A 20505-nucleotide genomic window follows, 5' to 3' on the forward strand; every position below is an offset into this window, starting at 1 on the left:
ACGCGACCCGCGCGAGCCCTTCCGCCTGCGCGGGTCGACCCTCCCACACCCAACGGAAAGACATCCCCATGGCTATTCTCAAGTTCTCTGCCTCCGCTGTTGCGGCGCAAATCGCACATGCGCGCGCCTGCAAAACCTTCCTGCCCAACTGGAACGGGCCCGTGGACAGGCCAGCCCTGATCCTCATCGTCGGCAATGGTGTGCATCTGCGCTCGAACGGCATCGATGGCACGACCACCCGTATCGTCACCACCGAACAGGCCGATCCCTCCTTCGCCTTCGCCGACGGCATGAACCCGTTTCGGGACACCGACTGGATGGCGCAGCGCCGCATGGCGTTTCGCGATCTGACCGGCCAATTCTACACCGACATCCTGGATGACGTGCAGGTGCTCATCGACCGGGGGCGGGGGGCGATCCGGCTCGCCACCGATGGCCACAGTATCCGCGTCTTCGTGCGCCGGGCCTCGGACTATCTCATCGGCGGGACCTACGAGGTGCCCTCGGGCCTCGGCGGCACCTTCCGGGTCATTCTCAAGGATGCCTGCGACACCTTCGCGATCGTGCAGAACTGCGGCAATTGCGAGGATTTCGACGCCATGCAGCCCTACCGCGTGCCGCTCGATGCGCTGATGGAACTCGATGATCGGAGGGCGGCTTAACGCGCCCTTTCTCGCAATTGCGTCGCCAATACCCTGCCGCGCTGCGCGCTCCCGGGACATTGGCGATACGAATTTTCCCTTATGAAAGAAAGGACTCTGAGATGGGATGGCTGTTTTACACGGACCGCCGCGTCCAGACCTACGCGGATGAGAAAGCGGAAATTGCCCGGCTCTGCACCTTCGAGGGCGACAGGCGCAAAACCGAACTGGTCAAGGCCTGTAAGGTCGGCTCCACCTGGTATGCGGCGGCAAAGGTCACCAATCTCGACGGCACCCCTGTCGAAGACACGACCTATGTCACCGATCCTGACGGCTCGATCACTTTCGCCGCCGTATTCCTTACCCGATACGATGAGGGCTGCTGGGGCTACAAGGACATGGAGGAAAGCGCTGGCCCGAACGAGTCGCGCGCTCCGCTCAGCCTTCTGGCGCTGCTCTCGGAATTGAGGGACCCAGAGAGCTATGCCCAGGACTGGCGCCAGCGATGCCGGGACTGGGCGTCGATCCCGGATTACGACGAAGGTGACAAGATCAAGCTCGCAAAACCGGTGACGCTCACCGACGGCAGCACCTGGCAGATCGTCACCGCGACCCACTACAGGCGCGGGCGGCAAAAACGCCGGTGCTACCGCATCGAGGAAACCGGTGGGCTCGTGCGCCTCTCGAAAGCCTCGCTTGCGGGCTCGGAGCTGCTCAGCTCCGCGAAGGGCGCGGCAAGCCCGGTGCTGGCGGAGTTCCTAGCGGGGCGAGAATAGGTGCTGCGCCGGACAGCTCATCGACCTGCCCGGCGACAGCAGATGCTGCGGCTTGTCTTGACAAGGCAATGCAAATGCATTACCTATCGCGGGCAGCAAAGCCCCTTTTCTTCAGGAGACTGCCATGACAGCGCTCGCACAAGATGTCTCGAAACTCACGGATCGGTATCAGACGACCGTGCCGGCGGGTGTGCGCAAGCAGCTCAAGCTGGGCAAGGGCGACCAGATTCGCTACTGCACCGAGCCGAGTGGCAGGGTCTATATCGAGCCCGTGCGCAGCGACGAGGATGATCCCGCGCTTGGCGCCTTTCTCGATTTTGTCGAGGCCGATATCAAGGCGCATCCGGACCGCATTCGGGCGTTCGATGGGGCTTTGCATGACCGTCTTGCAGCACTGGTCGGAGACGTTGACGTCGATCTCGATGCGCCGCTATCGCTCGAGGATGAATGAGCGGCGATAGCGTGCCCGCAGGGGCGCCCCTTGTCGTAAACGGATGGTCGATTTATGCGCATCCGCTCTTTCTGGACCAGCTCGAAGGGCTGATCGAGGAAGTTGAAGCGCGTAAGGCACGCGATCCAAAGACCTGGCGCAAGAAAAACCCGACGAAACGGCTGGCCGCCATCTTCAAGCTGGTCACCGAGGCCATACCTGCAGATCCGGGTGCCGCCGCTTTCCGGCAAGGCGGCACACTCGGCGATCACCGCAAGCACTGGTTCCGGGCGAAATTCTTCCAGCAGTATCGGCTGTTCTATCGGTTCAACAGCGATGCGAAGGTCATCGTGGTGGCCTGGGTGAACGACGACAAGACCCTGCGCGCCTACGGCAGCAAGACGGATGCCTATGCGACGTTCAAAGGGATGTTGGAAGATGGCAATCCACCTGACAATTTCGACGCGCTCTTGAAAGAAGCTGCGCAATCAGCCTTGACACCGCAAACCTGAAAACTGCCCTTGGCAAGATCGATCGCCAATATGCTAATCTCTGACATGGATGCCTCCCTCATGTTGGTTCCTATGAAACGGTTATGGCACATTCGATGCCGTCGGGTGGGGGCATCCACCGCATCAATTGAGATGCCCTGCCGGAGGCCGCCCGTTTGCCGATACAGGTATTGTTCTATCAACTCGCCGAGACGCAAGACAGGATCGACCGACTGACCGATGAGATCGAAGAGGTCCATAGGCAAAGTGAGGTGAGCCGGCGACTGGCATCGATCCCCGGAGTGGGCGTGCTGACCGCAACCGCAAGTGCCGCGACGACACCGGATGTCGGCAACTTCTCCTCGGCGCGGGACTATGCCGCCTGGCTCGGCCTCACGCCGAAGCAGCATTCGACCGGCGGGAAGCCACGAAGCGGCGGCATTTCAAAGATGGGCAACCGTTACATCCGGAGATTGCTATGTCTTGGTGCCATGGAGCAAATCATGGTCCGGCGCAGGAGCCGCCACCCGGGAACGGACTGGCTGGCGCGGAAACTGGCGACCAAGGAGACCAGGGTCGTCGCGATCGCATTGGCGAACCGCATGGCGCGGATGATCTATGCGCTTCTGCGCGATGGAACCAGCTACAGACCGCAGGTCAGGGTCATGCCCGCCTGAGAGCGGTCTGAAGGAATGGTGAGGCGCAACGTGAGGTGATGGCGAACTGACGGAGAGGACGAAACGGGACATCCCGATGAACTCCAAGCGACGTTGAAGCGCGTTCGATTGAGTGGGACCCACACGTCCGGCGAAAATTCATCATGGCGCGCAGCATATCTGCTGCAAAAAGACGCCGAATACATGGCCGCAGCCGACCAGTCGTCGAAAGTTCACAAAACCCTTGCCAAGCAGGAGCCAACCATACAGGGGTTCAGGTCCGGGGAGTATGGCGGCAGGTAGAGGAACCAGCACCCGGCCTGCCGCAGCGCCTCTGCAACCTCAACGTTGCGGTGCGTGGCAAGGTTGTCGAGGATGCCTGACTGCAAATCCGCGGCGTAATCGGACCAACCAGATGAGCCTTACCCTTTCTTAGACCAGGCCACCACTTGGCGTAAAAACTCTGACAACGGACAGTGGACATAACTGTCCAATAGCTCTACCATCGTGCCATAAGCGAAGTAAGGGGGGCACTATGAAATCGCATTATCGCGTTGTGGTTATCGGGGGCGGTGTCGTTGGGGCATCCGTCCTCTATCATCTTGCAAAAATGGGATGGACGGATGTCTGCCTCGTTGAACGGTCGGTTCTGACCGCCGGGTCGAGCTGGCATGCGGCTGGCGGTTTCCATGCCCTGAATGCGGACCCAAACATTGCGTCCCTGCAAGCCTACACGATAGACCTGCTTTCCGAGATCGAAGAGGAAAGCGGACAGTCGGTCGGTATGCACATGACGGGCGGCATGACGCTCGCTGGCACGCCCGACCGTTGGGAATGGCTGCAATCGGCTTATCGCACGTTCCAGTCCATCGGCATTGAAGATGTGCATCTGATCACCCCTGAAGAGGCTGCGGACCTGTGCCCGATCATGTCGCCACACGGCATCCTGGGAGGCATGTGGGCCGAGCGCGAGGGTTATATCGACACGACAGGCACGGTCCATGCCTATGCCGGTGCAGCCAAGAAATACGGGGCCGAGGTTATCGAGCACAATCGTGTGCTGGAGTTGAACCAGACCAGAGACGGCTGGGAAGTCGTCACCGAGAAGGGAACGATCCAGGCCGAGCATGTGGTCAATGCCGCGGGCTTGTGGGCCAAGCAGGTCGGCCGCATGGCCGGAATCGAACTGCCGGTATCCCCGCTCAACCACCATTATCTGATTTCTGACACGATCCCCGAGGTCGCCGAACTGGACAAGGAATTGCCGCTGGTCGTGGATCTTGAGGGGTTCACCTACATGCGTCAGGACCAGAAAGGGATCCTGCTGGGGATCTACGAGGTCGATCACGAACATTGGATGATGGACGGCGCGCCCTGGGAATACGGGTTCGAATTGCAGCAGGAAGACCCGGATCGGATCGAGAAAGAGCTGATCCTTGGGTTCGAACGTTATCCTGCCTTGCAGCATGTCGGCGTGAAAACCTGGGTCAACGGGGCCTTTACTTTCTCACCGGATGGCAATCCGCTTGTCGGCCCGGTGCGCGGCAAGCCGGGCTATTGGTGCGCCTGCGCCGTCATGGCAGGGTTCCTGCAAGGTGGGGGCGTCGGAAAGAGCCTGGCGGAATGGATGATCCATGGCGAACCGGAGGCGGATGTGTTCGGCATGGATGTCGCCCGCTATGGCGATTTTGCCGAGAACAAGCAGTATATCAAGGAAACCACGGGCCAGTTCTATACCCGGCGTTTCGTGATGACCTACCCCAACGAGCAGCTGCCCGCCGGACGCCCGATGAAGGTCTCACCGAGCTATTCCGACATGTCCGCCGCCGGCGCCCGCTGGGGGGCGAGCTATGGCCTGGAACTGCCGCTCTACTTCGCTCCGACACCCGAGTTCGAGGAAACGCCCACGCTGAAACGCTCGAACGCGTTCCCGATCGTTGCACAGGAATGCAAGGCAGTGCGCGAGGCGGCCGGGCTTCTGGATATTTCCGGCTTCTCGCGATTCGAGGTGACAGGCCCCGAGGCGGAAGGCTGGCTGAACTGGATCATGGCCTCGACGCTGCCCGATCCAGGGCGCGCACGGCTTGCCCCGATGCTGAGCGAGACTGGCAAGCTCAAGGGCGACCTGACGATCATGAACTGGGGCGACGGCAGCTATTGGATCATGGGGTCGTATTATCTGCGTGAGTGGCACATGCGCTGGTTCGAGGACCACATGAAGGATGGCGTTGCCATCCGCGATATATCGGATGCGACCGTGGGCTTCGGCATTGCGGGTCCCAACAGCCTCGAGGTGTTGAAACAATTGACCGACGGGCCACTTGACCAGTTGCCCTTCATGGGTTGCGGAACGTTTGATTTCGGGTTGATCCGGGCCAAAGTCGGGCGGTTGTCGGTTTCCGGTGAGGCGGGCTTTGAAATCCACTGCTCGGCACTGGAACATATCACGCTGCGCAAGATGCTCCTGGAAGCCGGGGCCGAACTGGGGCTGCGCGAAGTCGGCTTCAATGCGCTGCTGTCGCTGCGACTGGAAAAATCCTTCGGTATCTGGTCGGCGGAGTTCACCCAGGGCTATACTCCGGCGCAGACGGGCATGGACCGTTGGATCGACTGGGACAAAGGCGATTTCGTTGGCCGCGCGGCCGCCTTGGCCGAGCGCGACGGCGGGGAGCCGAGCGAGTTGATCGTCACGCTCGAAGTCGATGCCGATGACGCCGACGCCAGCGGGTTCGAGCCGGTCTGGAAAGACGGCAGGCGCGTCGGGTTCATCACCTCTGGAGGCTATGGCCACACCGTTGGCAAGTCGATGGCGATGGCGATGCTGGACCGCGACAGCGCCGCCGAGGGGACCGAACTGACCACCCATATCGTTGGCCAGGAGCGCGCGGCGCGGGTCATCGCCCCGTCGCCTTATGACCCGCAGGGCAAGGCGATGCGCGGATGAGACGCACGGCGGGCGAAAAGGACCGGCGCGGGCGGCGGCGGCGCAGCAGCGCCGCCGGGGGCCGTTCGGCGCGCGTGGTGAACTACAACCAGTTGCGCAACCCGTTCACGCTGCAAACCGTGTTCTCGCAGGACGAGGTCGAAGCGATCCATACCGAGGCGCTTTCGGTGCTGGAAGAGCTGGGGGTCAAGGTTCTGCTGCCCGAGGCGCGTGCGCTTTTTCGCGCGGCCGGGGCGCGTATCGACGATGAGACCGAAATGGTTCATATCGGGCGCGAAATCGTCGAGGCGGCACTGGCGAAGGCCCCGCGCTCGATCCATTGCCGCGCCGGCGCGCCCGCGCGCGATGTGACGCTGGAATTGGGCAATCTGGCCTTTCTTCCGGGTGCAGGAGCGCCCTATGCAACCGATCATGAACGCGGGCGGCGAACGGCGACGGGGCAGGATTTTCTCGATCTGCTCAAGCTGACGGATCATTTCGATGTGCTGCACATGATCCCGCCCCTTGTCGAGCCGCAGGACGTTGCGCCCGAATTGCGCCACTACTTCACGATGCAAGGGCAACTGGGACTGACGGACAAACTGCCCTTTGTCTTTGCGCGGGGCACGCCGCAGGTGACGGAAAGCTTTGAAATGCTGCGCGATTTCCGCGGTCTGTCGGATGACGGATTGGCGGCGGAGCCACATTGCTACACCATCATCAACACCAATTCCCCGCGCCAGATCGACATACCGATGGCGCAGGGGCTGATAGATTTCGCCCGCTACGGGCAGATGTCCGTCGTGACGCCCTTTACGCTGATGGGAGCGATGGCACCGATCACCGTGGCCGGTGCGCTGACCCTCGGCCATGCCGAGGCCCTCGGGGCGATCACGCTTGCCCAGCTTGCCGGGCCGGGGGCGCCGGTTTGCTATGGCACGTTCACCTCGAATGTCGACATGAAATCGGGCGCACCCGCTTTTGGAACGCCCGAACATTTCAAGGCCTCGCTCGGGGCAGGACAGTTGGCCCGGCATCTTGGCCTGCCGTGGCGCTGTGCCAGCGGATCGGCGGCAAATGTCAACGACGCACAGGGCGCGCATGAAACGCAGTTTGGTCTGTGGGGCTGCCTGTTGGCCGGTGCCACGATGGTCGTCCATTCGGCGGGCTGGCTGGAGGGTGGGCTGACGGTGTCGTTCGAGAAGCTAATCACCGATCTGGAAGCGGTGCAGATGATGGCCGAACTCTGCGCACCGACCACTGCGGGAGAGGATGACATTGCCCGCGATGCGCTAAACGAAGTGCCGCCGGGCGGACATTTCTTCGGTTCCGCGCACACCATGCAGCGATATCAGACCGAGTTCTACCAACCGTTTGTCGCGGATTTGTCGAACTATGGCACATGGAGCGAGCGCGGCGCTCTGAGCGCGTCGGAACGGGCTGTCGGCATCTGGAAACACATCGTCGAGGATCATCGCGCCCCGAAAACCGCCGACCCCGGCAAGCTGGACCGGCTGAGGGCATATGTGGCAAAGCGTAGCGCAATGGGCGGTGCTGCCCCTGTTAGCTGAGGATGCCATGACAAGACCGATCCAGACACTTTCGACGAATGAAGAGACGGCCAGTGCCGGCAACGTGAAGGTCACGCGAGATGACTGGCTGGAGGCGGCGATGGAGCTGTTGGTGCGTCACGGTGTGTCCGAGGTCAAAATCCTGACGCTGGGAAAGAAGCTGAATGTCTCTCGATCAAGCTTCTACTGGTATTTCCAGAGCCGCAAGGACCTGCTGAACCAGTTGCTTGCAGAGTGGAAGCGCAAGAACACGGATGTTGTGGTGCGCTACACCGAGATGTCCGCTGCAACGATCACCGAAGCCGTGTGCAACTTCTTTCGCTGCATCATCGCGCCGGACGGGTTCGATTACCGTCTCGATTTCGCCGTGCGGGAATGGGCGCGGCGCGATGCCAGGGTGAGCCAGGTCATCGCGCGCAGCGACGAGATACGCCATCAGGCGCTCACGCGGATGTTCGAACGGTTCGGTTACAGCCCCGAAGATGCCGATATCCGGGCCCGCGTCCTCTATTACCAGCAGATCGGCTATTACGCACTGGAACTGTCCGAGACGCTCGCGACACGTGTATCGCGGGTCGAGGGCTACCTGAAATGTTTCACCGGGGTCGAGCCCTCTCAACAGGAGATCGACTCCTTTATCGAATTTGCCCGAACCGTGGAGCAATCATGAAGCGTTATTCCGCCTTTTCACTGGCCACCGAGGGGCTTCGCGCCCACCGCGGATGGCGCCCGGCATGGCGCAAGGCCAAGCCGCGAGAGGCCTATGATGCGATCATCGTCGGTGGAGGCGGGCACGGTCTGGCCACGGCCTATTACCTGGCCAGGAACCACGGTATGCGCCGGGTCGCCGTGCTGGAAAAGGGCTGGATCGGAGGCGGCAATACGGGCCGGAACACGACCGCGGTGCGCTCGAACTATTTCTACCCGGAGAGCGTGGCCCTCTATGACCTCGCGCTGAAGCTCTACGAAGGGCTGTCAAAGGAGCTGAACTTCAACGTCATGCTCAGCCAACGGGGGATGCTGATTGCGGCGCATACGCCGATGCAGATGGAAATCTGCACACGCATCGCCAATGCGATGCAGATCAACGGTGTCGATGGCCAACTGATGGGTGCCGAGGAAGCCCTGCTCCGGGCCCCGCTGCTGAATCAAACGGCCGATGCGCGCTACAACTGCATGGGCGGTGTCTGGCAGTCACGCGCCGGTGTGGCACGCCATGATGCCGTGGCCTGGGGGTATGCCCGTGGTGCCAGCGACATGGGCGTGGATATCATCGAGGGCTGCACCGTCACCGACCTGTTGATCGAGGGCGGCAGGATCACCGGCGTCGAAACCGACATGGGAACGATCCGGGCCGATCGCGTCGGCCTCGCGGCAGCGGGGGCAACGCCCGGCCTCGCGGCCATGGCCGGGGTGCGTTTGCCGATACATAACTACGCCTTGCAAGCTTTCGTCTCCGAGCCGGTCAAACCGATGCTGGATATCGTCCTGCTCTATCTGGGCACGGGGACCTATGTATCGCAATCGGACAAGGGCGAGCTGGTGATCGGCGGCGGGCTCGACCGTGTGCCGACCCACGGGCAGCGCGGCAACCTGCCATCTCAGGAAACCGTGCTGTCCGGGCTCTTAGAAATGTTCCCGGCCTTTGCGCAGCTCAAGCTGCTCAGACAATGGGCCGGCGTCGTCGATGTGGTGCCCGACAGCTCCCCCGTGATCGGCCCAGCCGGCCCCGAGGGGCTCTACCTGAATTGCGGCTGGGGCACCGGCGGGTTCAAGGCCATCCCGGCAGGCGGGTGGCTGCTCGCGCATCTTCTTGCAAAGGGGCAGCATCACGAGATCAGCCGCCCCTTCGATCTTGATCGTTTTGCCCGGGGCCGCCTCATCGACGAAGCGGCGGGATCGGGCATCGCCCACTGACAGGAGAGCCGATATGCAGATTTTCACCTGTCCCTTCTGTGGTCCGCGAGAGGAGACCGAGTTTCACTTTGCCGCCGAGGCGGGCAAGCACCGCCCGGAACCGGCAGAAGAGACCTCGGATACCGACTGGGCGGATTACCTTTACATGAACGACGCGCCGCGCGGCCCATCCTCCGAGGTCTGGGTTCACATGACATGCGGTGAGTTCTTCCTGATGACCCGGGACACGGTGAGCCGTGACATTCTGGACAGCACAGCATTGCCGGGGCGAAACGAATGAGCGGATGGCGTCACGACAAAGCTGGGGATGCGATTGATCGAAATTCCCCGCGTTCCTTCAGCTTCGATGGCAAACCGCTCTCGGGCTTTGCCGGGGATACCCTTGCCTCGGCCCTGCTGGCTTCGGGGACGCAGGTATTGGGGCGCAGCTTCAAGTATCACCGCCCGCGCGGGCTATGGGGGTTGGGAGGCGAAGAGCCGAACGCCATCTTCGATGTCACCGAGAACGGCCGAACCACCCCGAACACCCGCGCAACCACGGAAAGCTTGCGCGACGGCATGGCGCTCGGCTCGGTGAATACGGCGCCGGATGCCCTGCGCGACCGGGGTGCCATCCTCGACCGTCTAAACCGGTTCCTGCCCGGCGGGTTCTATTACAAGACCTTCATGGCTTTCGGCTGGATGCGGTGGGAGCCGATGATCCGCAGGATGGCCGGGCTTGGGCGGCTCGATAGCGGGCACCGGCCCCCGGCCGATGGCCCACAGGTCAATGCCGCTTGTGATCTGCTGGTCATAGGCGCGGGGCCTGCGGGGCTGGCGGCGGCGCGGGCCGCTGCGCTGGCGGGACGAAAGGTCTGGCTTGTGGATGAGGCCGCCGAACCGGGCGGCAGCCTGCGCTGGCGGGGTGGCGAGATCGACGGAAAGGACTGGCGCGACTTCCTGCGTGAAACATCCGATGCGGTTCAGACCGCCGGGGGGCGTATCCTGACCGAAACGACCCTCTGGGGCGCGTTCGATCACAACCTCTTCGCAGCCTGGGAGCGTCGCACCGGCGCGCCTGATCGGCACTGGCGCATTCGTGCCGGGGATATCGTTCTGGCCGCTGGCGCGATCGAGCGCCCACTATGGTTTGCCAATAACGATCTGCCGGGCGTCATGTCGGCAGAGGCCGCGCTGCATTACTTGGCGCTTTACGGCGCGGTTGCGGGCCGGAAAATCGTTCTGGCGACAGGCAGTGACGCCAGCTATCCGGTGGCCGAGGCCCTGGCGCGTGCGGGCTGTGCGGTAACGCTTGCCGATGCGCGCGAAACACCGCCGCCCCCGCCGGACGGCGTGCATCATCTGACCTCCGCAAAGCTGACGCGGGCCGAGGGCAAGCGCGCCGTGCGCTCTGTCGTCGTGAATGGTTGGCGCCACGAGGCTGATACGGTGCTGGTTTCGGGCGGGTATACGCCGTCTGTGCATCTGCATTGTCAGGCCGGTGGCAAGCTGGATTGGGATGCCGGATCGGACTCGCTCGTGCCGCGCCCGGGCACGTCGAAACTGCGCGTTGCCGGGGCCGCCAATGGCGCGTTCGGCCTGGCCGAAGCCCTGGCGCAAGGCCATCTTGCAGGTGGCGGCGAGGGCAATGCTCCGCAGGCCCCGGCCGGAAACTGGCAGCTCGCCGCGATGCGCCCTGATCCGGCCCTGCCCGGGCGGCAATGGATCGACCCGCAGAATGACGTGACTCTGAAAGACGTGAAGCTCGCCGAGCAGGAGGGTTATCGTTCGGTCGAGCACCTAAAGCGCTACACAACGCTTGGCATGGCAACCGATCAGGGACGCAATTCCAACTTTGCCGGGCTGGCGGCCATGTCGGAACTCACTGGCCGCAGCATTCCCGAAACCGGCACCACGACATACCGCCCGCCCTTCGCACCCGTGCCGCTCGGGGTGATTGCAGGCCCGCGGCGCGGCGCGCTGTTCAATGCGCCCAGGCGGCTGGCGCTGGAAGATGAACACCGGGGGCACTCCGCCGGTTTCCGGGAATATGGCGGCTGGCTGCGCCCATCGGCCTATGGGCCAGAAGACGAGGCCGACCTTGCGCAGGCCGAGGCGCGGGCCGCCCGCGAAACCGCAGGGATCTACGACGCCTCGCCACTGGGCAAGATCGAGGTGATCGGCCCCGGCGCGGCGGAGCTGTTGGATTACTGCGGCTATGTCCGTCTTTCGACCCTGAAACCGGGGCGCGCGCGCTACGGGTTCATCCTCGGCGAATCCGGCATCGTGCATGATGACGGCGTGGTATTCCGCCTGGCCGAGGATCGGTTCATCGTTTCTGCGTCATCCTCGCATGCGGCCAGCGTGCGGATGATCCTTGAAGAAGTGCGACAGGACGTTTTCGATCCGTCGCGCAGCTTTATTCATGATGTCACTGCCGGGTTCGTCACCTTGTCGGTGACCGGGCCCAGGTCCCGCGATCTGCTGAAAGCGGCCGGGTTGCCGGAGCAGATATTCGACGATGATGTCATGGCGCATATGTCAGTCATGGAAACCGACTGGAACGATCATGCACTGCGCGTCGCAAGGGTCAGCTTTACCGGTGACCGCTCCTATGAACTCACCGTGCCTGCCCGCCATGGCGCGGCGCTGCATCGGGCGCTCGACGCGGCCCGCACCGAGGTCGACGGCAGGTGGATCGGCATGGAAGCCGTGATGATCCTGCGGGCCGAAAAGGGGTTCATCCTTGTCGGCAAGGACACGGACGGTTTGACCATGCCGCACGATCTGGGATGGGGCGGTCCGCGTGACAAACGGACGGACGAGTATCTCGGCCGCCGGTCGCTGTTCACGCCCGAGGCGACGGCCGATAACCGGCGGCAGCTCGTGGGTCTTGAGATTGATGGCGATACGCCCTTGCCGACAGGGGCGCATCTCGTCCCGCTCGGCGAAGAGCGGCGCTCGCTCGGCTTCGTCACATCGAGCTATTTCAGCCCGACACTGAACCGCCCCGTGGCGCTGGCGCTGCTGGAAAACGGGCGCGCACAGATCGGCGGCGAGGTCGGCACGTTCCACATGGGCGAAACCGGCCGCGCCAGGGTCTGCCGCAGCTGCGCGCTCGATCCGGAATGGGAGAGATTGAATGCGTGAACGTGACTGGAGCAACCCCTCCCCGGCTCCCGGCAACAGGATTGAGGCCGGGGGGCTTGTCCTGAGCTGCTTGCCGCCCGGCGGCGCGGCCTTTGTCTCCGGCGATCTGGAAGCGGCGATATCCGCGCTGGCAAAGGGTGCCCCGATGATCGGGCTGTTGGCGGAGCTTCCCGCAACCGGGAGTTTTGCCCTGCGCATCGCGCGGGACCGGGCTCTGCTTTGCACGCCCGAGCCGCTGGGTGCCGAGGCAGGCTGGCACGGCAGTTACGCCCTCAGCCCGGCGGACGATCTGTATGTGATGATCGACATCGCGGGGGACGCGGACGGCACGTTTCTGGGCAGTTGCATGTCTGCGCAGGCGGGCTCGCCCTCGGCCATGACTCTGTTTGCCGAGAAAGCCTGTCTCGTGGCGCGCTCCGGGGACGCGGTGCGTGTCTGGGTGCCGGGCCCGGATGCCGCGGAAGTCTGGACGCGGCTCGGCCTGTTGTCCGGGGCGTAACCCCGGACAACCTGAGCTCTACATAAGGTCGAGCAGACGCGGAATTGTCAGCGACAGATCCGGCCAGAAGGTCGTCAGCAGCATCACCGGCAGGGCCACGAACCCGATCAGCCCGAATGCCGGAGCGACAGCTTGCAGGATTGGAACCCGGCAAATCTTGCATGACAGGAACAGCGTGGGAGCCACTGGCGGGCTGTTCGCGCCGATCACGACCGAACAGGCCACGATCGCCGCGAAATGCACCGGGTCAATCTGGTTGGCAACCATCAGCGGCAGGAACAAGGGGGCGATCACGACCGTGACCGACACATCGTCCATCAAGGCCCCGGCGATGATCAACACGAGATTGACCATGAGAAGCACGCCGATGGGGTTGGTGATGACAGACTGAATTGCCTCGGTCATTTCCTGTGGAATCCGCTCGAACGACAGGATGCGCGAAATCATGAAGGAAAACAGAAGGATCAGGATAATCGAACCCGTGGTCTCGGCGGCCTGAACCACGCTGCGCCCGAGACTGCGCCAAGTGAACTCGCGATAGATCACCCCGCCCACGACAAGGGCGGCCACGACGGCGACGGCGGCGGCTTCTGTCGGGGTGAAGATACCGCCGTAGATGCCGCCCAGGATGATGATGGGAAGCGACAAGGCAGGCAGCGCCTTGAGCGTCACGCGGCCGAAACTCTCGCCGCTGCCCGGTTCCGGGGCCTCGACCTCGTCAAAGGCCCGCCCGACCAGAAACCGGTTATACAGGATCAGCCCGATAATGAGGATGATCGCCGGGCCAATCGTGGCGGCAAAGCACGCTGCCACCGATTGACGCGTCACCACGGCGAAGAGGATCATGGTGATCGACGGGGGGATCAGGATGCCCAGCAGCGACGAAATCCCGAGCAATGCGGCGATCCGCCCGCGAGGGTAGCCGCGTTCGACCAGCGGATCGGTCATTATGGAGCCGATCGAGGCGATCGCCGCCGTTGCCGTGCCGGAAATCGCGCCGAAAATGCTGGAGGACAGCACCATTGCGGTGCCCATGCCGCCCCGCCCGGTGGCAAGCCGGCTGACGAAGGCGATGATCCTTTGAGCGATACCGCCGGACTGCATCAGGTAGCCGGTCAGGATGAACAGTGGCAATGCCAGCAGGACCACCGAATTGAGAGAGCGGAACCCTTGCAGCATCAGCGTGTTCAGGTTCGCGTCATACACCCAGGTCAGATAGGCAAGCACACCCGCGAAGGACCAGGCGACAGGAAGCCCCAACCCCATCAGGATGATTAGCAAAGGAAGGGCGATCAGAGCATACATCTGAGGAATTCCATGAGTTTCAGCGCCGTTTCAGGCGGAAAAGGGCATCGATCGCATCGCGCAGCGCATAGGAAAAGCACCCGACGGCGGCAACGCCGATGGCAAACTGGGGAATCCAGAGCGGAATCTGGTAGGCCGGTGTGCTTTGCGGTCGCTTCATGCCCCAAGTGAACATGTAGTAGGACCAGACGATGAAAAATCCCGTGACCACTATCGTCAGGACCGCGATCAGCAGGTCATGCGCGGCCTTTTTCTGCGGGTCGGTCATGTTGCCGGCGATCCAGTCCACCGTCAGGTGTTCGCGCTTGCGCGAGGCGATCACGGCGCCGGTCATGTAAAGCGCGACCGCCGCCAGTGTTATGAGTTCGTGCAGACCGACAACCGACAGGCCCAACACGTAACGGGCAATGACCAGGAAAAACATCAACCCGGCCACTACGATGGACGAGGCCACCGCAATCGCGCTCAGGGCGTTTGCGGTGGCCTCTCCTATGGACTTGACGAGAGACAAGCTTCTATTGCCCGCCAGCATTCTCACGGATCGTATCCATGATTTCGCTGCCGATGCGTTCTTCCATCAGCGGCCAGACCTCGGCACGAACCTTCTTGGCCATCTCGGCAAGCTGTTCGTCACTGGGCACGACATATTCCATACCCGCTTCCTGAGCCTTGTCGATATAGTATTGGTCGCGCTCCTGCGCCTGATCGAAGGCTTCGCTCATGACCGTCATGGCCGCGTCCTGAACGACAGTGCGGTGCTCTTCCGACAGGCTGTCCCAGGATTGGCTGTTCATCGCGATCACGCCGGTTACGAACTGCATCTTCGTATGGTTGTAGTAATCCAGCACATCGCGGAAATACTCGTAGTCCCAGTAGATGATATTCGCACCGTCGCCGTCGACCACGCCAGTCTGAATCGCCGTGAACACTTCGCTCCAGTCGATCGTTGCCGTCTGATAGCCGAGCGCCTGGACCGACTCGGCCATCGGGAACATCGCAGGCACGCGGATCTTGAGATCGGCGGCCTCTTCTTCGGTCATGGCGTATTTGTTGGCGGACGCGACCCCGTTGAAGCCTTCGGGCCAGGGGCCGAAGAACTTGAGCCCGAGATCGTCATAGATGCCCACCAGCATGTCGTTGACCCAGCCGCCGGGTTTGTAGGCCTCGAAGGCCTCTTCCCAGCTGGTGACCATGTAGGGGGTGAACAGAACGCCGAGGCGTTCGTCATAGGCGGTGATCGGCCAGTTGATCATCATGTCGATGTCACCGGCAACGAACAGGTCGAAGACTTCGGCCTGGCTTCCCAGTTCATTCTGGTAGAAGACATCGACCTGCACGTCGCCATCGGTGCCTTCCTCGATCAGTGTCGCCCAACGATCCATCGCGTCACCAGACGGAGACCCCTTGGCGCCGGAATCAGTGGCGAGCTTCAGTTCGGTCTGGGCCAAGGCCGGGGACATGGCAAGCATTGCGGCTGTCGCGCCCAACACCATGATTTTTCTGAAAAACACTTACTATCCTCCTGTTGGCAGGCCGGTTGACAATCAAGCGGCTACGTTAGATGCAAAAAGAGTGGACATAAATGTCTATTGTTGTCAATTGCCCCACCGAATGGTGTGGTTGCTTCGGCTCTGCACCTTCGAGGGCAACACGCACAATACCGAACTGGTCAAGGCCTGCAAAGTCGGCTCCACCTGGTACGCGGCGGCAAAGGTCACAAGTATCGATGGCTCGCCGGTCGAGGACACGACCTATGTGACTGATGCGGATGGCTCCATCACCTTCGGGGCTGTCTTCCTCACCCGATACGATGACGGCTGCTGGGGCTACAAGGACATGGAGGAAAGCGCTGGCCCGAACGAGTCTCGTGCTCCCCTTGGGCTGATCGAGCTTCTCTCCGACCTGAAAGACGAAGGCAGCTACGCCCAGGACTGGCGCAAGCGCTGCCGGCATTGGGCTGCGATTCCGGATTACGAGGAAGGCGACAAGATCAGGCTCACCGCGCCCGTGACGCTCACCGATGGCATTACCTGCCAGATCGTCACCGCGACCCACTACAGGCGGGGGCGGCAAAAACGCCGCTGCTACCGCATCGAGGAAACCGGCGGGCTCGTGCAGCTCTCGAAGGCCTCGCTTGCGGGCTCGGAGCTGCTCAGCTGCGCGAAATGTGCTGCCAGCCCAGTGCTAGCGGAGTTCCTGGCGGGGAAGGGGGGAATGAAACGGATCTCGCCCCCGGCGGGTCTGAGCGGACCTTCATCATCAATCAATCGAGAGGCAGGTGTGCGGGACAAAACTGCCGTTCATTTCTATTGATGATGGCAATCACAGGGTAGCGTGATAATCGTGAGACATGAATCAAACGACATCAGCCAAGCGGACCGGCACCCCCTTTGCCATCGCTGTCATTGGCGTGCTTTTTGCGTCCATCTGTTTCGGCTTTGTGCCCTATTTTAGCCGAGGGTTGACCGATCAAGGTCTCGCGCCCTACGCGGTCGCTTTTTACCGTTACATATTGGCAGCGATTGTCCTGTTGCCAGCACTGCTGATGCATCGCTCAGAATGGCGGGAAATACTCTGGGGTATGGTCGCAGGCGGGGTGATGGGCCTTGGATGGGTCGGCTATGTCACTGCTCTTGAGACAGTTCCCGCATCGACGGTTGGCGTTCTCTACATGACGTATCCAGTGTTTACGATTGCCATCGCGTGGGTGCTTTTTGGTGATCAACCAACGCAACGCAGTCTTGTTGCGGCTGGGTTGATCGTTGTCGCTGCGATAATTGCAGGGTCTCCGGCATCTGTGCCTGTGGACCAAATTCCAACCCTCCTCATCTCATTAGCGGCACCTTTTGGTTTTGGCTTCGGCATATGTGTTCTTGTGCACCGCTTGTCCCGCATTGCGCCTCTTGCCAGAATAGCGTCAGTGTCGCTTGGGTCGGTCATCGGCCTTGCCCCACTCATTCTTTCATCCGACGTCGGTGAAATCCTGCCCAAAGGCGGGAACGACTGGGTTCTAATCGTCGGGATCGGCCTTGTGACGGCGCTCATCCCGCAACTGATCTACACCATTTGTTCACCTATCATCGGGGCGACGCGCACCGCTGTCGTCGGAAGTATTGAATTGCCCACGATGTTTGCCGTCGGTGCATTTGCGTTCGGCGAAGCTATTACAGGTGCACAGGCGCTTGCCTGCGCACTGGTTTTGGGGGCCATAGCTCTCACCCAAAGTCGCTCAACCCGAACCGTGACAACCGTGATCAGCAAAAAGCCGGACAGGTAGCTTGGGCTCTGAGTAAGATTTCGCCGGCTTTTTCAATGAATGGCGGCTTTGAGCTTCACGTAGGATTCTGCCCCCTCCGGCATTCGATCCCTAAGTGGCCCTACTTGGTGTGACCACAATGGCATTGCCGATTACGTCACCACGCTGGGTGATGTAGCATCGACCCATATTACAGTGGGAGAAATCGCAATGGACCCAACAGATAAGGAAGGGCCGCACCTCGGCACCGATGAACAAGGCGCGCCTGAACTGACGGGGCACCGATTCCCAATTGTTGTGCGCGTTGCAGACATGCCCGATGACCTCGGCAAGCTGCTGGATATGGGTCTCGAGGAGCATCTCCGTGGCCGCTGAAGCGAATTCTTATGACGCCTGGTTTTGCGCGCAGGTGCAGGCCGCGCTGGAGGATGCACGCTCGGGAACATCTCAAGTTCAGGTGATGCAGGCCGCACAGGCATTGATTGATGCGAAGCGGCAGGTCGAACCCAAGTCCTGACCAAGCCTTGGGGGCAGCGCGGTCTGACCCCGCCACCCTGAAAAGCGAAAGCGGGCTTTTTGTCCTTTGGAACTCAGACCCTGATCCAAAGGAAAATCCCCATGTCTAGGCCCAAACCGGCAAACCCGGCTTTCCCAATCTCCGACGCTAACCTCACCTCTGCCCTCGCGCAGATCGGCGCGGAGGTCGACAACCAGCCCCTGCGCAGTTCAGCGCTCGCGCGTATCATGCGCGAGACGTTCCATGGCAGCGATGCCGGCGGTGCCTGGGACTGGCGCATGGCATATGACCTGATGCAGGCCGCGGCTGTTCAGGTGCTGCTGCGTGGGGACGGCGCGGCAGGTGACATCGCCGCTGCAAAGCTGCTTGCCTCGCGGCTCCTGACGGAAACCCGCCGGTCGGAACAGCAAATCCGGCTGCAGCAATTTTCCACGCCGCTGGCATTCGCGACCATGGCGGTGCGGGCCGCAGCGATCCGCAAGGGCGAGACCGTGCTGGAGCCCTCGGCTGGCACCGGTGCCCTGGCTGCTTTCGCCGCCCGGGCCGGTGCGACGCTTCTGCTCAATGAAATCGACCCCTTTCGCCAGAGCCTCCTGCGCGCGGTTTTCGGCGGCGAGGTCACAGGCCATGACGGCGAGCATATCGACGATCTGCTGCAGTCGCTGCTTCTACCCGACGTCGTGGTGATGAACCCGCCCTTCGCCTCCTCGGTCGACCGCTCCCGAGACAAGCACATCGCCGCCAAACATCTCGTCGCGGCTGCCAAGCGTCTCGCGCCCGGTGGGCGGCTGGTGGCGATCATGCCGCCGGGATTCACGCCCGAACGCGATGCCGCGCATTGGTCCCGCGCCTGCGGTCTCCTGACGCCGCGATTGGCGCTGACGATGCCGGGACAGGTCTATCGGAAGCTCGGCACCTCTGTCGAAACCCAGCTGATGGTCTTCGACAAGGTGCAGGAGGACGGCGAAATGATCCGCGCCAGTGTCCGGGACTTGGATGAAGCCCTTCCTTTTGTCGACGCAGTTGCCGCGACCCGGCCCGAGATGCGCCCCGTCCAACGGGCTGAAGCGATCCCTCATGCGCGACCGATCGTTCCATCATCTGCCCCGCGCAAGACCGCTGCTGCGCCTGTCGCCGCCTCCAAATCTCGGGCCAATGCCGTTGTCCCGCTCACTTTCAAGAGCCTCGATATCCCGCGCGACAACACGCCCATCTCGGACATCTATGCGCGCTACCGTCCGCAGCGGATCGAGATCGCGGGTGCGCAAGAACATCCCACGCCGCTCGTCGAGAGCATCGCCATGGCCTCGGTTGCCCCGCCCATGCCCTCAAACACGGGCAGTGATGACTTGCGCCTGCCCGCACGGTTGATCGAGGAGGGACATCTCTCCGAGGCGCAGCTGGAAACCATCATCATGGCGCATGACGCCCATGGGCGCGACCTGCCAGGACGATTCACCATCGATGACGACCAGACCAAGCTGACGCGCGCCGATGATGACCCGGAGGCACGGGCCTATCGCCTCGGCTATTTCCTCGGCGACGGCACCGGGTGCGGCAAGGGGCGCGAATGCGCGGGGCTCATCCTTGTCAACTGGCTGGCCGGACGCAGAAAGGCGATCTGGGTCTCCAAATCCGCCACGCTCATCGAGGACGCGATCCGCGACTGGACCGATCTTGGCGGCTCGCCCGCCGACATCCAGCCGCTCTCCAAGTGGAAACCGGACCAGCCCATCCCGATGGGCGATGGTATCCTCTTCGCGACCTACGCCACGCTGCGGTCCGCGGGCAAATGCGGCACCACGCGACTAAGCCAAATCCTCGACTGGATGGGCGAAGACTTTGAAGGCGTGCTGGCTTTTGATGAAGCCCATGCCATGCAGAACGCGGCCGGGTCCGAGCAGGGCAGGGGGGTCAAACCCTCCCAGCAGGGCCTTGCTGGCCTGCGGCTGCAACTGGCAGCACCCCGCGCCCGCGTCTTCTACATCTCGGCCACGGGTGCCACGAGCGTGCACAACCTCGCCTATGCCGCGCGGCTGGGGCTCTGGGGGCAGGGCCCCGAATACCCCTTCCCAAGCCGCGAGAGTTTCGTTTCTGCGATGGAAGCCGGCGGCGTGGCTGCCATGGAGGTGGTCGCGCGTGATCTCAAGACGCTCGGCCTCTACACGGCCCGTGCCCTCAGCTTTGATGGCGTGGAATATGACGTGCTCGAACACGCGCTCACCCCTGCCCAGATCGAGATCTACGACGCATACGCGGGTGCGTTTCGGACGTTATGCGCAGCTGCGCATAACGTGCGTAATCGCGAGGACGCGATAATGCGAAGGTATCCGAGGTTCATCTTTGTTTTCCTTGGTTTCTGGATGTCCGCGCGGCCTTTGCTGCGCATTATTT

General features: G+C 62.3%; 19 protein-coding genes and 2 pseudogenes. 17 read left to right on the forward strand and 4 right to left on the reverse strand.

Annotated features, from left to right (window positions below; genetic code table 11):
* The first annotated feature begins 68 nt into the window (after positions 1-68).
* From ACSSV4_RS20175 to ACSSV4_RS20195, 5 genes and pseudogenes are all read left to right on the forward strand, one after another.
* Positions 69-662, forward strand: a complete 594-nt coding sequence (locus tag ACSSV4_RS20175) for a regulator (protein WP_092765105.1) — start codon at positions 69-71, stop codon at positions 660-662.
* Positions 663-763: 101 nt separating this feature from the next.
* On the forward strand, positions 764-1417 hold the full coding sequence (locus ACSSV4_RS20180) for a DUF6927 domain-containing protein (RefSeq protein ID WP_454276886.1): 654 nt from the start codon (positions 764-766) through the stop codon (positions 1415-1417).
* 124 nt (positions 1418-1541) lie between these two features.
* Positions 1542-1868 carry a type II toxin-antitoxin system PrlF family antitoxin gene (locus ACSSV4_RS20185; protein ID WP_036562940.1) on the forward strand — a complete coding sequence of 109 codons (327 nt, stop codon included), beginning with the start codon at positions 1542-1544 and terminating at the stop codon, positions 1866-1868.
* On the forward strand, positions 1865-2359 hold the full coding sequence (locus tag ACSSV4_RS20190) for a type II toxin-antitoxin system YhaV family toxin (protein WP_454276887.1): 495 nt from the start codon (positions 1865-1867) through the stop codon (positions 2357-2359). Before ACSSV4_RS20185 ends, ACSSV4_RS20190 begins: the two co-directional genes overlap by 4 nt.
* 137 nt (positions 2360-2496) lie before the next feature.
* Positions 2497-3015: pseudogene (locus tag ACSSV4_RS20195) on the forward strand (IS110 family transposase); the annotation flags it as partial.
* 248 nt (positions 3016-3263) lie between these two features.
* Here the strand turns inward: ACSSV4_RS20195 and ACSSV4_RS20200 are convergent.
* Positions 3264-3392 (reverse strand): annotated as a pseudogene (locus tag ACSSV4_RS20200) (transposase); the annotation flags it as partial.
* 137 nt (positions 3393-3529) lie between these two features.
* On the opposite strand from ACSSV4_RS20200, the gene ACSSV4_RS20205 reads away from it, so the two are divergent.
* From ACSSV4_RS20205 to ACSSV4_RS20235, 7 genes are read left to right on the forward strand one after another with little or no spacing between them, the layout of a single operon-like run.
* The gene (locus ACSSV4_RS20205) at positions 3530-5938 is read left to right on the forward strand and encodes a GcvT family protein (RefSeq protein ID WP_454276888.1); all 2409 of its coding nucleotides are present in this window, start codon (positions 3530-3532) and stop codon (positions 5936-5938) included.
* On the forward strand, positions 5935-7488 hold the full coding sequence (locus tag ACSSV4_RS20210; RefSeq protein WP_454276889.1) for a trimethylamine methyltransferase family protein: 1554 nt from the start codon (positions 5935-5937) through the stop codon (positions 7486-7488). The genes ACSSV4_RS20205 and ACSSV4_RS20210 overlap by 4 nt, the downstream gene beginning before the upstream one ends.
* Positions 7489-7495: 7 nt before the next feature.
* Positions 7496-8158 (forward strand): TetR/AcrR family transcriptional regulator, encoded by a 663-nt coding sequence (locus ACSSV4_RS20215; RefSeq protein WP_454276890.1) that lies wholly within the window; start codon positions 7496-7498, stop codon positions 8156-8158.
* Complete coding sequence (locus tag ACSSV4_RS20220; RefSeq protein ID WP_454276891.1) at positions 8155-9405, forward strand: sarcosine oxidase subunit beta family protein; 1251 nt, start codon at positions 8155-8157, stop codon at positions 9403-9405. The genes ACSSV4_RS20215 and ACSSV4_RS20220 overlap by 4 nt, the downstream gene beginning before the upstream one ends.
* Before the next feature lie 13 nt (positions 9406-9418).
* The gene (locus ACSSV4_RS20225) at positions 9419-9685 is read left to right on the forward strand and encodes a sarcosine oxidase subunit delta (protein ID WP_454276892.1); all 267 of its coding nucleotides are present in this window, start codon (positions 9419-9421) and stop codon (positions 9683-9685) included.
* Positions 9682-12534 (forward strand): 2Fe-2S iron-sulfur cluster-binding protein, encoded by a 2853-nt coding sequence (locus tag ACSSV4_RS20230; protein WP_454276893.1) that lies wholly within the window; start codon positions 9682-9684, stop codon positions 12532-12534. Before ACSSV4_RS20225 ends, ACSSV4_RS20230 begins: the two co-directional genes overlap by 4 nt.
* Positions 12527-13033, forward strand: coding sequence for a hypothetical protein (locus tag ACSSV4_RS20235; protein WP_454276894.1), 507 nt, complete (start codon positions 12527-12529; stop codon positions 13031-13033). The genes ACSSV4_RS20230 and ACSSV4_RS20235 overlap by 8 nt, the downstream gene beginning before the upstream one ends.
* Positions 13034-13051: 18 nt before the next feature.
* On the opposite strand, the gene ACSSV4_RS20240 is transcribed toward ACSSV4_RS20235, so the two are convergent.
* Genes ACSSV4_RS20240 through dctP form a run of 3 tightly spaced genes read right to left on the reverse strand, consistent with a single transcriptional unit; the run spans position 13052 to position 15849 of the window.
* Positions 13052-14338 (reverse strand): TRAP transporter large permease, encoded by a 1287-nt coding sequence (locus ACSSV4_RS20240; RefSeq protein WP_454276895.1) that lies wholly within the window; start codon positions 14336-14338, stop codon positions 13052-13054.
* Positions 14339-14357: 19 nt separating this feature from the next.
* Positions 14358-14849 (reverse strand): TRAP transporter small permease, encoded by a 492-nt coding sequence (locus ACSSV4_RS20245; RefSeq protein WP_454276896.1) that lies wholly within the window; start codon positions 14847-14849, stop codon positions 14358-14360.
* Between the two features lie 4 nt (positions 14850-14853).
* On the reverse strand, positions 14854-15849 hold the full coding sequence (dctP, locus tag ACSSV4_RS20250) for a TRAP transporter substrate-binding protein DctP (protein ID WP_454276897.1): 996 nt from the start codon (positions 15847-15849) through the stop codon (positions 14854-14856).
* A gap of 100 nt (positions 15850-15949) precedes the next feature.
* Between dctP and ACSSV4_RS20255 the strand changes: the two genes are divergently transcribed.
* The 5 genes from ACSSV4_RS20255 to ACSSV4_RS20275 form a co-directional block, all read left to right on the forward strand.
* A complete protein-coding gene (locus tag ACSSV4_RS20255; RefSeq protein ID WP_454276901.1) occupies positions 15950-16651 on the forward strand; it encodes a DUF6927 domain-containing protein in 702 nt (233 codons plus the stop codon).
* Positions 16652-16688: 37 nt separating this feature from the next.
* A complete protein-coding gene (locus tag ACSSV4_RS20260) occupies positions 16689-17615 on the forward strand; it encodes a DMT family transporter (protein ID WP_454276898.1) in 927 nt (308 codons plus the stop codon).
* A 189-nt stretch (positions 17616-17804) separates the two neighbouring features.
* A complete protein-coding gene (locus tag ACSSV4_RS20265; protein WP_454276899.1) occupies positions 17805-17969 on the forward strand; it encodes a hypothetical protein in 165 nt (54 codons plus the stop codon).
* Complete coding sequence (locus ACSSV4_RS20270; protein ID WP_009819682.1) at positions 17959-18111, forward strand: antitoxin PaaA2 family protein; 153 nt, start codon at positions 17959-17961, stop codon at positions 18109-18111. Before ACSSV4_RS20265 ends, ACSSV4_RS20270 begins: the two co-directional genes overlap by 11 nt.
* A 101-nt stretch (positions 18112-18212) precedes the next feature.
* Positions 18213-20505 (forward strand): strawberry notch-like NTP hydrolase domain-containing protein (locus ACSSV4_RS20275; protein WP_454276900.1); only part of this gene is annotated, 2293 nt, incomplete at its 3' end.

It is taken from the genome of Roseovarius sp. MBR-154, from assembly GCF_053628595.1.

Coding starts and splice junctions, on each gene's coding strand:
- ACSSV4_RS20205 (WP_454276888.1), top strand. CDS start 3,530: ATGAAATCGCATTATCGCGTTGTGGTTATCGGGGGCGGTGTCGTTGGG.
- ACSSV4_RS20210 (WP_454276889.1), top strand. CDS start 5,935: ATGAGACGCACGGCGGGCGAAAAGGACCGGCGCGGGCGGCGGCGGCGC.
- ACSSV4_RS20180 (WP_454276886.1), top strand. CDS start 764: ATGGGATGGCTGTTTTACACGGACCGCCGCGTCCAGACCTACGCGGAT.
- ACSSV4_RS20260 (WP_454276898.1), top strand. CDS start 16,689: ATGAATCAAACGACATCAGCCAAGCGGACCGGCACCCCCTTTGCCATC.
- ACSSV4_RS20215 (WP_454276890.1), top strand. CDS start 7,496: ATGACAAGACCGATCCAGACACTTTCGACGAATGAAGAGACGGCCAGT.
- ACSSV4_RS20255 (WP_454276901.1), top strand. CDS start 15,950: ATGGTGTGGTTGCTTCGGCTCTGCACCTTCGAGGGCAACACGCACAAT.
- ACSSV4_RS20225 (WP_454276892.1), top strand. CDS start 9,419: ATGCAGATTTTCACCTGTCCCTTCTGTGGTCCGCGAGAGGAGACCGAG.
- ACSSV4_RS20220 (WP_454276891.1), top strand. CDS start 8,155: ATGAAGCGTTATTCCGCCTTTTCACTGGCCACCGAGGGGCTTCGCGCC.
- ACSSV4_RS20240 (WP_454276895.1), bottom strand. CDS start 14,338: ATGTATGCTCTGATCGCCCTTCCTTTGCTAATCATCCTGATGGGGTTG.
- ACSSV4_RS20185 (WP_036562940.1), top strand. CDS start 1,542: ATGACAGCGCTCGCACAAGATGTCTCGAAACTCACGGATCGGTATCAG.
- ACSSV4_RS20230 (WP_454276893.1), top strand. CDS start 9,682: ATGAGCGGATGGCGTCACGACAAAGCTGGGGATGCGATTGATCGAAAT.
- ACSSV4_RS20265 (WP_454276899.1), top strand. CDS start 17,805: ATGGACCCAACAGATAAGGAAGGGCCGCACCTCGGCACCGATGAACAA.
- ACSSV4_RS20235 (WP_454276894.1), top strand. CDS start 12,527: ATGCGTGAACGTGACTGGAGCAACCCCTCCCCGGCTCCCGGCAACAGG.
- ACSSV4_RS20190 (WP_454276887.1), top strand. CDS start 1,865: ATGAGCGGCGATAGCGTGCCCGCAGGGGCGCCCCTTGTCGTAAACGGA.
- ACSSV4_RS20175 (WP_092765105.1), top strand. CDS start 69: ATGGCTATTCTCAAGTTCTCTGCCTCCGCTGTTGCGGCGCAAATCGCA.